The organism is Nonomuraea sp. NPDC051191 (assembly GCF_044455665.1).
Classification (GTDB): domain Bacteria; phylum Actinomycetota; class Actinomycetes; order Streptosporangiales; family Streptosporangiaceae; genus Nonomuraea.
This window is the reverse complement of record NZ_JBITEZ010000009.1, coordinates 103,065-116,881: the sequence shown is the minus strand read 5'-3', so window position 1 is coordinate 116,881 and position 13,817 is coordinate 103,065. Positions and strand designations below refer to the sequence as shown.

Below are 13,817 nucleotides of genomic sequence, written 5' to 3'. Positions count from 1 at the left end.
GGTCCGTGGCGGTGCCGTGTCAGCACGACGTCGGCGCCGTGTCAGCGCGCCCGACGATGCTCTACGCATGAACAGCTCACCGGGCACGGCGCTCGCGCATCGGCCTCGGCTATTCAGCGTTGCTAAGTACCGCTAGTCCGTGTCACTATGTAGCAGTACTCAGCAGTGCTAGGTAGATGGCGAACCGGAGAAGAAGGAGGGACCGTCCGATGACGGCACAGCCGGTCCAGGCGATCCGCGTGCGGGGCCTGGAGAAGTCGTACAAGGAGCTGCACGTCCTGCGCGGCGTGGACTTCGAGGTGGCGCGGGGCAGCATCTTCGCCCTGCTCGGCTCCAACGGAGCCGGCAAGACCACGATGGTGAAGATCCTGGCCACGCTGCTCAAAGCCGACGCCGGCACGGCCACCGTCAACGGCCTCGACGTCGCCAAGCAGGCCGCGGACGTGCGCGAGTCCATCAGCCTGACCGGCCAGTTCGCCGCCGTGGACGAGATCCTCAGCGGGCGGGAGAACCTGGTGCTGGTCGCCCGGCTGCGGCACCTGAAGAACCCGGGGAAGATCGCCGACGATCTGCTCACCCGGTTCTCGCTGACCGAGGCGGGCGGGCGGAAGGTGGCGACGTACTCGGGCGGCATGCGACGCCGCCTCGACATCGCGATGAGCCTCATCGGCGACCCGCCGGTCATCTTCCTCGACGAGCCCACGACGGGGCTCGACCCCCAGGCCCGCATCGAGGTGTGGCAGGCCGTCAAGGAGCTCGCCGGACGCGGCACGACGGTGCTGCTCACCACCCAGTACCTGGACGAGGCCGAACAGCTCGCGGACCGGATCGCGATCCTGCACGAGGGCCGGATCATCGTCAACGGCACCCTCGCCGAGCTCAAGCAGCTCCTCCCGCCCGCCAAGGTCGAGTACGTCGAGAAGCAGCCGACCCTGGAGGACGTCTTCCTCACCCTCGTCGGCACGAAAGCCTAAGGACAACCACGATGAGCAAGCACTTCTTCGGTGACACCACCGTCCTGCTGGGACGGTCACTGCGCCACATCACGCGCAGCCCGGACACCATCATCACGACCGCGATCATGCCGATCGCCATGATGCTCATGTTCGTCTACGTCTTCGGCGGCGCGATCAGAACAGGGTCGGACTCGTATGTGAACTACATGCTGCCCGGCATCCTGCTCATCACGGTCGCCTCGGGCATCGCCTACACCGCGTACCGGCTGTTCATGGACATGAAGGGCGGCATCTTCGAGCGTTTCCAGTCGATGCCGACCGCGCGCTCGTCCGTGCTGTGGGCGCACGTGCTGACCTCGCTGATCGCCAACCTGATCTCCCTCGTGGTCGTGGTGCTCGTCGCCCTGCTCATGGGCTTCCGCTCGGGGGCCGGACCGCTTGCGTGGCTGGCGGTCGCGGGCATCTTGATCCTGTTCACCGTGGCGCTGACCTGGATCGCCGTCATCTCCGGCCTGTCGGCCAAGACCATGGAGGGCGCGAGCGCGTTCTCCTACCCGCTCATCTTCCTGCCGTTCCTCAGCTCGGCGTTCGTGCCCACCGACACCATGCCCACCGTGGTGCGGGTCTTCGCCGAGAACCAGCCGGTGACCTCCATCGTCAACGCCGTCCGCGCCCTGTTCAGCGAGCAGCCGGTCGGCAACGACATCTGGATCGCCCTGGCCTGGTGCGTCGGCATCCTCGTCGTCGCCTACTTCTTCGCCATGAACACCTACCGCCGCAAGATCTCCTAGGACGTGAAGGAACGACCATGACCGACTCCCTCCACACCCTCGCCTCCATGCCGACCGAGCGCCGCCGCGGCTGCCCGTTCGACCCGCCCGAGGCCCTGGTCGAGGCCCGCGAGCACGGCCCGATCAGCCGCTTCACCTTCCCCAGCGGCCACGAGGGCTGGCTGGTCACCGGCTACGACCTGGCCCGGTCGGTCCTGGCCGACCCGCGCTTCAGCTCCCGCAAGGAGCTCATGGTCCAGCACCCGCTGATCGACTACGGCGACATCGAGGTGCCCCCGGCGCCGCCCGGCGAGTTCCTGCTCATGGACGAGCCGCAGCACAGCCGGTACCGCAAGCCGCTGGTCGGCAAGTTCACCGTCCGCCGCATGCGCCTGCTGACCGAACGCGTCGAGCAGGTCACCGCCGAGCACCTGGACGCCATGGAGAAGGCCGGCACCCAGGCGGACCTGGTGACCGCGTTCGCCAAGCCCATCCCCGCCGTCGTCATCTGCGAGCTGCTCGGGGTTCCGTACGAGGACCGGGGCTTCTTCCAGGAGAACATCGACAAGTTCCTCGGCGGGGAGGTCGGCGACGACGAGCTGATCGCCGCCTACCTCGCGACCCAGCAGTACCTCGCCCAGCTCGTCGCCGCCAAGCGCGCCAACCCGACCGACGACGTGCTCAGCGACCTGCTCGACAGCGACCTCACCGACGAGGAGCTGCAGGGGATGGCCCTGATCCTGCTGTCGGCCGGGTTCGACACGACCGCGAACATGCTGGCGCTGGGCACGTTCGCGCTGCTGCAGAACCCGGACCAGCTCGCCGCGCTGCGCGACGACCCCGGGCTCGTGGACGACGCCGTGGAGGAGCTGCTGCGGTACCTGAGCGTCGCCAAGCAGTTCCACCGGGTCGCGCTGGAGGACGTCGAGCTGGTCGGCCACACCGTCAAGGCCGGTTCGACCGTCATCCTGTCCCTCAGCACCGCCAACCGCGACCCCGAGCGCTTCCCCGACCCGCACACGCTCGACCTGCGCCGGCAGGACGGCGGCCACCTGGCCTTCAGCCACGGCATCCACCAGTGCCTGGGGCAGCAGCTCGCCCGCGTCGAGATGCGGGTCGCCTTCCCCGCCCTGCTCAACCGCTTCCCCACGCTGAGGCTGGCCGTACCGGCCGAGGAGGTCGCCCTGCGCCCGGAGACCGCCGACATCTATGGGATGAAGAGCCTCCCGGTCGCCTGGGACGCCTGACCCCCGACCGGCGACGGCGATCGGCGAAGCGTCAACATCGCGTCGGAAGGCGTACGGAACCCGTATCGACGTCATGGCGAAGGCGCTGCGGGTCGCGGTGATGGGGGCCGCGGTCCTGGCCTACTCGCTCTGGTCCCGCAGCCTGGCCACGGGCCTGGCCGCCGGGGCCATGGGCTGGTTCCTCCGGTCGTCCCCGAGCGCTGAAACTCCAGGCCGAACGGCCCCCGTCTCCATACGCATCCATACGTTTTCTTGACGCCCTGACTCGGCCAAACCCCCTCAAACCGTCGCTAGGGTGCGATGCGTATTTACGCGGCCTTGACGGGGGGATGACCGGAAATGGTGCTGGCGAAACGGCCGGCGGCTACGGAAGGAACGCTGCGTTCCTGGCTCCTCCAGGGCCTGCAGACCGACCGGGGGCAGATCGAGCACGGCCCCCATGTGAAGCACCCGTGGTGGCGGGTCATGTGCCTGACCGGCGTCGACTACTTCTCCACCCTGGGCTACCAGCCCGGCATCGCGGCCCTGGCGGCCGGGTTCCTGTCGCCCCTGGCCACCCTGTTCCTGGTCGCACTCACCCTGCTGGGCGCGCTGCCGGTCTACCGCCGGGTCGCCGCCGAGAGCCCGTACGGCCAGGGCTCGATCGCGATGCTGGAGAAGCTCGCCCCGCAGTGGTGGGGCAAGATCTTCGTCCTGGCACTGCTCGGGTTCGCGGCCACCGACTTCGTCATCACCATGACGCTGTCGGCGGCCGACGCCACGGCGCACATCCTGGAGAACCCCTTCGTGCCCGACTTCCTGGCCGGGCGGCGGGTGATCGTCACCCTCGTGCTGCTGGCCGCGCTCGGCGGGGTGTTCCTGATGGGCTTCAGCGAGGCGATCGGCATCGCGGTGCTGCTCGTCCTCGTCTACCTCGCTCTGAACGCGGTCGTCGTCGCCACCGCCCTCACCCGGGTCGTCCAGGCGCCGCAGGTGGTCGTGGACTGGCAGCGTGCCCTGAGCCTCGACTTCAGCAGCCCGCTCACCATGATCGGGCTGTCGTTGCTGGTGATGCCCAAGCTGGCGCTCGGCCTGTCTGGGTTCGAGACCGGCGTGGCGGTGATGCCGGTGGTCAAGGGCGAGGTCGGGCAGCGGATCAAGGGCACCAAGCGGATGCTCACGGTCGCGGCGTCCATCATGAGCGTGTTCCTGATCTGTTCCAGCTTCGTCACCACCGTGCTGATCCCGCACGAGGAGTTCGAGGAGGGCGGCAGGGCGAGCGGCCGGGCCCTGGCCTATCTGGCGCACGGCTACCTGGGCGACTGGTTCGGCACCGTCTACGACGTCTCCACCATCACGATCCTGTGGTTCGCGGGGGCGTCGGCCATGGCGGGGCTGATCAACCTGGTGCCGCGCTACCTGCCCCGCTACGGCATGGCCCCGGAGTGGACCGGCGCGGTCCGTCCGCTGGTCCTGGTGTTCTCCGTGATCGCGTTCGCCATCACGATCATCTTCGACGCGGACGTGGAGGCCCAGGGAGGCGCGTACGCCACGGGCGTGCTGGTGCTCATGTTGTCGGCGGCGGTCGCGGTGACCCTGTCGGCGTACAAGAAGGGGCAGCGCGGGGCCACGGCCGGCTTCTCCCTGATCACGGCTGTGCTCGTCTACACGCTGGTCGACAACGTGATCGAGCGGCCGGACGGCGTGAAGATCGCCTCGTTCTTCATCGCGGCCATCGTCGTCACCTCGCTGATCTCCCGCGCCACCCGCTCCACGGAGTTGCGGGTGACCGAGGTGCGTCTGGACGCGCTGGCCGAGCAGTACGTCAACGACGCCTGCGGAGATCTCCACCTGATCGCGAACGAGCCCCACCAGCGCGACCAGGACGAGTACCACGACAAACTACGCGAGACCTGGCTCAACCACCGGCTGCGCAGCTCGGAGCCGGTGCTGTTCGTGGAGGTCTCGGTGCCGGACGCGTCCGAGTTCGAGACCGAGCTGCACGTCAGGGGCGAGGAGCGGTACGGGCACCGGATCCTCACCATCGAGAGCTCGGCCGTGCCCAACTCGCTGGCCGCGCTCCTGCTCCACCTGCGCGACCGGACCGGCTCGGTGCCGCACATCTACTTCCACTGGACCGAGGGCAACCCGGTCGTGGCGATGCTGCGCTACCTGGTCTTCGGCGGCGGGGACGTGCCGCCGCTGACCCGGGAGGTGCTGCGCCAGGCGGAGCCGGACCTGGAGCGCCGCCCGCACGTCCACGTGGGCTGACGCGCCTCGCGGAGGGGTCCGCGTATGGATCGCGTGAAGAATCGGGCCGCCGCCGTAGGGAAGCCGTCAAGAAACGCCAAACAGGGCTTTTCCCGGGTTTTCCTTGGTCTGGAACCGCTCATTCCGGGCGGTAAGGAAATGTTCCAGAGCTGAGGAGTGGGGATGGCAGACGTCATCTTCGTCGCCCTGACGATCGCGGTCTTCGTGGTCTTCGGGCTCGTGGTGAAGGCGGTGGAGCGCCTGTGAGCGCGATCAACGCCACCGGTCTCGTGGTGGCCGCGGCCCTGGTGATCTTCATGGTCGCCGCCCTGCTGTTCCCGGAGCGGTTCTGATGAGCACGACCGTCGCAGGAATGATCTTCATAGCCTCGCTGATCGCCGCGCTCGCGCTGGTGCACAAGCCGGTCGGCGACCACATGTACCGCGTCTACTCCACGACCAGGCACAACGCGGTCGAGCGCGGGATCTACCGGCTGCTCGGGGTGCGCGCCGACGCCGAGCAGAGCTGGCCGGTCTACGCGCGCGGCCTGCTCGCCTTCTCGGTCGTCTCCGTCCTGGTCGTGTACGGCCTCCAGCGCCTTCAGGACAAGCTGCCGCTCAGCCTGGGCATGGAACCGGTCACCGGTCACATCGCCTGGAACACCGCGATCAGCTTCGTCACCAACACCAACTGGCAGGCGTACTCGGGCGAGTCCACGATGGGCCACCTGACCCAGATGGCCGCCCTGGCCGTGCAGAACTTCGTCTCGGCGGCCGTCGGCATGGCGGTCGCCGTCGCCCTCGTCCGCGGGTTCGCCCGCCGCAGGTCCGGCACGATCGGCAACTTCTGGGTCGACCTGGTCCGCGGCACGCTGCGCATCCTGCTGCCGATCGCGTTCGTCGGGGCGCTGGTGCTGGTCGCGGGCGGCCTGGTGCAGAACTTCTCCGGCGTGCACGAGCTGACCACGCTGACCGGCGGCACGCAGGGCATCACCGGCGGCCCGGTGGCCTCCCAGGAGGTCATCAAGGAACTGGGCACCAACGGCGGCGGCTTCTACAACGCCAACTCCTCCCACCCGTTCGAGAACGCCACGAGCTGGACGAACTGGTTCGAGATCTTCCTGATCCTGGTGATCCCGTTCTCGCTCACCCGTACCTTCGGCCGGCTGGTCGGCCAGGTCCGCCAGGGGTACGCCATCCTCGCCGTGATGGGCGTCCTCGCGCTGACCAGCGTGATCCTCACCAACGTCTTCGAGCTGTCCGGGAACGCCACCGTCCCGCAGGCCGTCGGCGCGGCGATGGAGGGCAAGGAGCTGCGCTTCGGGGTGTCCAACTCGGCCACCTTCGGCGCGGCGACCACGCTCACCTCGACCGGGGCGGTGAACTCCTTCCACGACTCCTACACGCCGTTCGGCGGCATGATGACGATGGTCAACATGATGCTCGGCGAGGTCGCGCCCGGCGGCGTCGGCTCGGGCCTGTACGGCATGCTCATCCTCGCCGTGATCACCGTCTTCGTGGCGGGCCTGATGGTCGGCCGCACCCCCGAGTACCTGGGCAAGCGCATCGGCGCCCGCGAGATCAAGCTCGCCTCCCTGTACTTCCTGGTCACCCCGGCCCTGGTGCTCATCGGCACCGCCGCCGCGATGGGCTCGGCGGAGCAGCGCGCGGGCATGCTCAACGGCGGCCCGCACGGCCTGTCGGAGGTCCTCTACGCCTTCACCAGCGCCTCCAACAACAACGGCTCGGCCTTCGCCGGCCTGACCGTCAACACCCCCTGGTACGACGTGGCGCTCGGCCTGTGCATGGCCTTCGGCCGGTTCCTGCCGATCATCCTGGTGCTGGCCCTGGCCGGCTCGCTGGCGGCGCAGTCGCCCGTCCCGGAGGGCGCCGGCACGCTGCCCACGCACCGGCCGCAGTTCGTCGGCATGGTCGTCGGCGTGACGGTCGTCCTCGTCGCCCTCACCTTCCTCCCGGCACTCGCGCTCGGCCCGATCGCAGAAGGACTGTCCTGACATGTCAACCCCCGTACTGGACAAACCCTCCCCCGCACGCCGGGACGGCCGCGTGGGCGGCGGCCTGCTGGATCCCCGGCAGCTCGTCAGGTCCTTCCCCGACGCGGTCAGGAAGCTGAACCCGGCCACGTTGTGGCGCAACCCCGTCATGCTGATCGTCGAGGTCGGCGCGGTGTTCACCACCGTCCTGGCGGTCGTCGAGCCGTCGTTCTTCGCCTGGGCGACCGTCGTGTGGCTGTGGCTGACCGTGGTCTTCGCCAACCTGGCCGAGGCCGTCGCCGAAGGGCGCGGCAAGGCGCAGGCGGCCACGCTGCGCAAGGCCAAGACCGACACCCAGGCCCGCCGCCTGCGCGCCGGCGGCGGGACCGAGTGGGACCGGGTCGGCGCGCCCGACCTGCGGCAGGGCGACCTGGTGGTGGTCGAGGCCGGCGAGGTCATCCCCGGCGACGGCGACGTGGTCGAGGGCATCGCCTCGGTGGACGAGTCGGCCATCACCGGCGAGTCCGCGCCCGTCATCCGCGAGTCGGGCGGCGACCGCTCGGCGGTGACCGGCGGCACGAAGGTGCTCTCCGACCGGATCGTCGTCAAGATCACCCAGAAGCCCGGCGAGAGCTTCATCGACCGCATGATCGCCCTGGTCGAGGGCGCGAACCGGCAGAAGACGCCGAACGAGATCGCGCTCAACATCCTGCTGGCCGCCCTGACGATCGTCTTCCTCGTCGCCACCGTGACCATGCAGCCGCTGGCGATCTACTCCAAGCAGATCAACCCCGGCGTCCCCGACTCGGTCGCGCTCGACGCGAACGGCGTCACCGGCATCGTGCTGGTGTCGCTGCTGGTCTGCCTGATCCCGACGACGATCGGGGCGCTGCTGTCGGCCATCGGCATCGCCGGCATGGACCGCCTGGTCCAGCGCAACGTCCTGGCCATGTCGGGACGCGCGGTCGAGGCCGCGGGCGACGTGTCCACGCTGCTGCTGGACAAGACCGGCACGATCACGCTGGGCAACCGGCAGGCGGCCGAGTTCGTCCCCGTGAAGGGGATCGGCGAGCAGGAGCTCGCCGAGGCCGCCCAGCTCTCCAGCCTCGCCGACGAGACCCCCGAGGGCCGCTCGATCGTGGTGTTCGCCAAGGAGCGGTACGGCCTGCGCGAGCGCGAGATCCACGGCGCCGAATGGGTGCAGTTCACCGCGCAGACCCGCATGTCCGGCGTGAACCTGGACGGCCGCGAGGTCCGCAAGGGCGCGGCCACCGCGGTCATGAAGTGGGTGCGCGACAACGGCGGCCACCCCACCGACGACGTCGGCCACATCGTGGACGGCATCTCCGCCTCCGGCGGCACCCCGCTGGTCGTGGCCGAGCGGGGCCGCGTGCTCGGCGTCATCCACCTCAAGGACGTCGTCAAGCAGGGCATGCGCGAACGCTTCGACGAGATGCGCCGCATGGGCATCCGCACCGTCATGATCACCGGCGACAACCCGCTCACCGCCAAGGCCATCGCCGACGAGGCCGGCGTGGACGACTTCCTGGCCGAGGCCACCCCCGAGGACAAGCTCGCCCTGATCAGGAAGGAGCAGGAGGGCGGCCGCCTGGTCGCGATGACCGGCGACGGCACCAACGACGCCCCCGCCCTGGCCCAGTCGGACGTCGGCGTGGCCATGAACACCGGCACCTCGGCCGCCAAGGAGGCCGGGAACATGGTGGACCTGGACTCCAACCCGACCAAGCTCATCGAGATCGTCGAGATCGGCAAGCAGTTGCTGATCACCCGGGGCGCGCTGACCACGTTCTCGATCGCCAACGACATCGCCAAGTACTTCGCGATCATCCCGGCCATGTTCGCCGCCGTCTACCCGGGCCTGGACGCGCTCAACGTCATGCGCCTGGCCAGCCCCCAGTCGGCCATCCTGTCGGCGGTCGTCTTCAACGCGCTGGTCATCGTCGCGCTCATCCCGCTGGCCCTGCGCGGAGTGCGCTACCGGCCCTCCAGCGCCTCCAAACTGCTCTCCCGCAACCTGTACGTCTACGGCCTGGGCGGCATCGTCGCCCCCTTCGCCGGCATCAAGCTCATTGACCTGCTGATCCAGTTCCTTCCGGGGATGTCATAAATGGAACGCCTGCCAAGCTGGGTCCGCCAGCACCTCGCCGCCCTGCGCGCCGTCGCCGTCCTGACCGCGCTGCTCGGCGTCGTCTACCCGCTGGTCACCACCGGCGTCGCCCAGGCGCTGTTCAACGGCCGGGCCAACGGCTCGATCGTCGACGGCGGCCACGGCAGCGCCCTGATCGGCCAGTCCTTCACCGACAAGGACGGCAACCCGGTCAGGACGTACTTCCAGTCCCGTCCCTCGGCCGCCGGCGACGGGTACGACCCGACCTCGTCGGGGGCGAGCAACCTCGGTCCTGAGGATGTCGTGGACACGCTGCCGGGCGCGGGCGGGGAGGGCAGGCAGTCGCTGCTCACCCGGGTCTGCGCCCGTTCCAGGGCGGCCGGCGAGCTGGAGGGCGTCAGCGGCGCCCGCCCGTACTGCACGGCCGACGGGGTCGGCGCGGTGCTGAAGGTCTTCCCCGGCCGGGTCGTCAGCGTCAACCAGGCGTGCCCCGCCGTCCCGTTCGTCGCCTCCTACCAGGGCGTCACGGTCGAGTGCGGCAGGCCGGGCGAGGACTACTCCGCCGGGCGAACCGTGCCCGTCAGGGGGAACGCCAGGGCGGTCGTCCCCGCCGACGCGGTCACGGCCAGCGGTTCCGGCCTCGACCCGCACATCTCGGTCGCCTACGCCGAGCTCCAGGCGCCCCGCGTGGCCAGGGAGCGCGGCCTCGACCTCGCCCGGGTCAAGGGGCTGATCGGCGAGCACACCACCGGCCGCGTCCTCGGCTTCATGGGCGAGCCCGCGGTCAACGTGCTCGAACTCAACCTCGCGCTCGACAGGGCGTGAGGTGAGGGGCCGGCTGCGGGTCTACCTCGGGGCGGCGCCCGGGGTCGGCAAGACGTACGCGATGCTCGGCGAGGGCCGCAGGGCCCACGAGCGCGGCCGGGACGTGGTCGTGGGGTTCGTCGAGACCCACGGCCGGGCCCGGACCGCCGCCCTGCTGGAGGGCATGGAGATCGTCCCCCGCCGGACGCTCGTCCACCGCGGCGCCACCTTCACCGAGCTGGACACCGACGCCGTGATCGCCCGCCGGCCGCGGGTGGCGCTGATCGACGAGCTGGCCCACACCAACGTGCCCGGCTCGAAGAACGCCAAGCGCTGGCAGGACATCGACGACATCCTGGACGCCGGCATCGACGTGATCTCCACGGTGAACATCCAGCACCTGGAGTCGGTCAACGACGTCGTCCAGGAGATCACCGGTGTGCCGCAGCGCGAGACCGTGCCCGACGAGGTCGTGCGCCGGGCCGACCAGATCGAGCTGGTGGACATGTCGCCCGAGGCGCTGCGCAGGCGGATGGCCCACGGCAACGTGTACGCCCCCGAGAAGGTGAACGCGGCGCTGTCGAACTACTTCCGCGTCGGCAACCTCACCGCGCTGCGCGAGCTGGCGCTGCTGTGGGTGGCCGGCAAGGTGGACGACCAGCTCGACCGCTACCGCGCCGACCACGGCATCGCGACCACGTGGGAGACCCGCGAACGCGTCGTCGTCGCCCTGACCGGCGGCCCCGAGGGCGACACGCTGGTCCGGCGGGCCGCCCGCATCGCCGCCCGCACCAAGGGCGCCGACCTGCTCGCGGTGCACGTGACCAGCGCCGACGGGCTGGCCGGGGCCGACCCGGGCAGCCTGGCCCGCCAGCGCACACTGGTGGAGGACATGGGCGGCACCTACCACCAGGTCGTCGGCGACGACGTCCCGCGGGCGCTGCTCGACTTCGCCCGCGGCGTCAACGCCACCCAGCTCGTCCTCGGCGCCTCGCGCAGGGGGCGGTTCGCGCAGATCTTCTCCCGCGGCGTCGGCGTGGAGACCACCGCCCGGTCCGGCTCGATCGACGTGCACATGATCACGCACGAGGAGGCCAAGAAGGGCCGGCGGCCGGGCCGCTCGCGCGCCGCGCTCACCCGCGCCCGCCGCACGACCGGCTGGGTGCTCGCGGTGGCCGGGATGCCGCTGCTGACGGCCGCGCTGTGGCCGTTCCGGGACCTGCTGTCGCTGCCCAGCGAGATCCTGTTCTTCCTCTGCCTGACCGTGGGCGTGGCGCTGGCCGGCGGCATGTGGCCGGCCATCACCGCGGCCGTCGGCGGGTCGCTGCTGCTCAACTGGTTCTTCACGCCGCCGGTCGGGGAGTTCACCATCGCCGCCCCGGAGAACCTGTTCGCGCTGGTCGTGTTCCTGCTGGTGGCGGCGGCGGTGAGCACGATCGTGGACATCGCGGCCCGCCGCACCCGGCAGGCCGCCCGCGCGAGCGCCGACGCCGAACTGCTGTCCACGCTGGCCGGGCACGTGCTGCGCGGCGAGGCCGCCGTGCCGTCCCTGCTGGAACGCACCCGCGAGACGTTCGGCCTGAGCTCGGTCACCCTGCTGGAACGCCGGCCCGACGCCGCCCACACCCCCGACGACCAGTCAGACCCGGACGTCTGGCGGATCGTCGCCACCTCCGGCGGCGCCCCCTCCACCTGCCCCGGCCAGTCCGACACCGACGTCGTCATCGGCGAGGACCTGGTCCTGGCGGCCAAGGGCGGCCCGCTGGAGGCCTCCGACCGCGCGGTGCTGGAGGCGTTCGCCGCCGAGGCCGCCGTCGCGCTGCGCCAGGAACGCCTCCAGGAGGCGGCCGAACACGCCCGCCCACTGGCCGAGGCCGACCGCATGCGCACCGCGCTGCTGGCCGCCGTCAGCCACGACCTGCGCACGCCGCTCGCCTCGGCCAAGGCCGCCGTCGAGAGCCTGGGCAGCACCGAGATCGCCTGGTCGGAACGGGACCGCTCGGAGCTGCTGGCCACCGCGGAGGAGTCGCTGGACAAGCTGGACCGGCTGGTGGCGAACCTGCTGGACATGAGCCGGTTGCAGGCGGGCGTGCTCGGGGTGAGCGCGCAGCCCCTGGCACTTGAGGAGATCGTGCCGCGGGCCATCGACGACCTGGGCCCGCTCCAGGAGCGCATCGACGGCGACGTCTCCGTCGAGCTGCCCGACGTCCTGGCCGACCCCGCGCTGCTCGAACGCGTCCTGGTCAATCTCATGTCCAACGCCGTGCGCTACAGCCCGCCCGGCCGGACCGTGCTGATCACCGCCAGCGGGCACGGCGACCACGTCGAGATCCGGGTGATCGATCGCGGCCCGGGCATCCCGCCGGAGGCGCACGACCGGGTCTTCCAGCCGTTCCAGCGGCTCGGCGACCGCGACAACCACTCCGGCGTCGGGCTCGGGCTCGCCCTGTCACGCGGGCTCGCCGAGGCCATGGGCGGCACGCTCGTACCCGAAGAGACGCCTGGGGGCGGTCTGACCATGATCCTCACCCTGCCCGTCGCCACCCCGCGGAGGACGACCCGGTGACCCGCATCCTCGTCGTGGACGACGAGCCGCAGATCCTGCGCGCCCTGCGCATCAACCTGGTCGCCCGGCACTACGACGTCACCATCGCGGCCGACGGCGCGTCCGCGCTCAGGGCCGCCGTCGACGCCGCCCCGGACCTGGTCATCCTCGACCTGGGCCTGCCTGACCTGGACGGCGTGGAGGTGATCCACGGCCTGCGCGGCTGGAGCGGCATCCCGATCATCGTGCTGTCCGGCCGGGCCGGGAACCAGGACAAGATCGAGGCCCTGGACGCCGGCGCCGACGACTACGTGACGAAACCGTTCGGCATCGACGAGCTGCTGGCCCGGGTGCGGGCCGTGACCCGGCGCACCGCCATCCAGGAGGCCGAGCTGGCGAGCATCCGGATCGGCGACCACGTCATCGACCTGACGAACAAGACGATCTCCGGCGACGTCCGGCTGACGCCGACGGAGTGGCACATCCTCGACCTGCTGCTGCGCCACCCCGGCAAGCTGATCAGCCAGCGCCGGGTCCTCACCGAGGTGTGGGGCGCGACGTTCGTCAAGGAGACCCACTACCTGCGCCAGTACATGGCGCAGATCCGCCGCAAGCTCGAACGGGACCCGTCCCGGCCGGTCCATCTGATCACCGAACCCGGGATGGGTTACCGCTTCAGACCCTGACCGCGGACGTGCCGCCGCCCGGTCAGGGGCGGAGCAGGGCGCGTACCCGGTCGATGGTCGCGGCGGCGCGTTCCAGGTTCTCCTGGAGGGCGCCGGTCGCGGCGCGCAGGTGCTCGGCGACGAGCCGGCGGTCGGCCAGAAGCGCGTTGCCGCCGAGAAGGGCCTCGGTTCTGGCGCGTTCCTCGGCTTCGGCCCGTTCCCGCGCCTGCTGGATCAGGTCGAGGATCGTCCCGGCGAGCCGGCCGGAGTCCAGCCGCATGGCCCGCGGGTCGAGGCGCAGGTCCAGCACGCCCGCCGCGCAGCTGTACTCGACGCTCACCCAGCCGTCCCGGGACTCGGCCCGTGCCGTCGCGGCCTCGCCGGGCGGCCGTCCCAGCAGGCTGAAGAGGCGGTCGGCGTCGGCCGCGAGCCGCTCGGGGTCGATCCCGAGCTCTTCCTCGAAGTTCATGGACGCTCCCA

Annotated in this window: 11 protein-coding genes; 10 read left to right on the top strand and 1 reads right to left on the bottom strand. The window is 70.6% G+C overall.

Going from position 1 to position 13,817, the window contains the following annotated elements; all coding sequences use genetic code 11:
* Positions 1-209 precede the first annotated feature (209 nt).
* The 10 genes from ACIA8R_RS26045 (at position 210) to ACIA8R_RS26000 (ending at position 13,358) form a co-directional block, all read left to right on the top strand.
* The gene (locus ACIA8R_RS26045; RefSeq protein ID WP_357700437.1) at positions 210-974 is read left to right on the top strand and encodes an ATP-binding cassette domain-containing protein; all 765 of its coding nucleotides are present in this window, start codon (positions 210-212) and stop codon (positions 972-974) included.
* 11 nt (positions 975-985) lie between these two features.
* Positions 986-1,747, top strand: coding sequence for an ABC transporter permease (locus ACIA8R_RS26040; protein ID WP_364100813.1), 762 nt, complete (start codon positions 986-988; stop codon positions 1,745-1,747).
* Between the two features lie 17 nt (positions 1,748-1,764).
* Positions 1,765-2,973: a cytochrome P450 gene (locus ACIA8R_RS26035; RefSeq protein WP_397040861.1), complete on the top strand. Its 1,209-nt coding sequence runs from the start codon at positions 1,765-1,767 to the stop codon at positions 2,971-2,973.
* A gap of 339 nt (positions 2,974-3,312) precedes the next feature.
* The gene (locus tag ACIA8R_RS26030; protein ID WP_397040858.1) at positions 3,313-5,223 is read left to right on the top strand and encodes an amino acid transporter; all 1,911 of its coding nucleotides are present in this window, start codon (positions 3,313-3,315) and stop codon (positions 5,221-5,223) included.
* A 242-nt stretch (positions 5,224-5,465) separates the two neighbouring features.
* Positions 5,466-5,555, top strand: coding sequence for a K(+)-transporting ATPase subunit F (gene kdpF, locus ACIA8R_RS26025; protein ID WP_357700429.1), 90 nt, complete (start codon positions 5,466-5,468; stop codon positions 5,553-5,555).
* Positions 5,555-7,216 (top strand): potassium-transporting ATPase subunit KdpA, encoded by a 1,662-nt coding sequence (kdpA, locus tag ACIA8R_RS26020; RefSeq protein ID WP_397040856.1) that lies wholly within the window; start codon positions 5,555-5,557, stop codon positions 7,214-7,216. Before kdpF ends, kdpA begins: the two co-directional genes overlap by 1 nt.
* Position 7,217: 1 nt before the next feature.
* Entirely contained in the window at positions 7,218-9,323 is a 2,106-nt protein-coding gene (gene kdpB, locus ACIA8R_RS26015) for a potassium-transporting ATPase subunit KdpB (RefSeq protein WP_397040854.1), read from the top strand.
* Positions 9,324-10,148: a potassium-transporting ATPase subunit C gene (locus tag ACIA8R_RS26010; protein ID WP_357700423.1), complete on the top strand. Its 825-nt coding sequence runs from the start codon at positions 9,324-9,326 to the stop codon at positions 10,146-10,148.
* 61 nt (positions 10,149-10,209) lie between these two features.
* Positions 10,210-12,693 (top strand): ATP-binding protein, encoded by a 2,484-nt coding sequence (locus tag ACIA8R_RS26005; protein WP_397041146.1) that lies wholly within the window; start codon positions 10,210-10,212, stop codon positions 12,691-12,693.
* The gene (locus ACIA8R_RS26000; protein ID WP_397040852.1) at positions 12,690-13,358 is read left to right on the top strand and encodes a response regulator; all 669 of its coding nucleotides are present in this window, start codon (positions 12,690-12,692) and stop codon (positions 13,356-13,358) included. The genes ACIA8R_RS26005 and ACIA8R_RS26000 overlap by 4 nt, the downstream gene beginning before the upstream one ends.
* Positions 13,359-13,380: 22 nt before the next feature.
* Here ACIA8R_RS26000 and ACIA8R_RS25995 read toward each other — a convergent pair whose 3' ends face one another.
* Complete coding sequence (locus ACIA8R_RS25995; RefSeq protein ID WP_397040850.1) at positions 13,381-13,806, bottom strand: YbaB/EbfC family nucleoid-associated protein; 426 nt, start codon at positions 13,804-13,806, stop codon at positions 13,381-13,383.
* Positions 13,807-13,817: the final 11 nt, after the last annotated feature.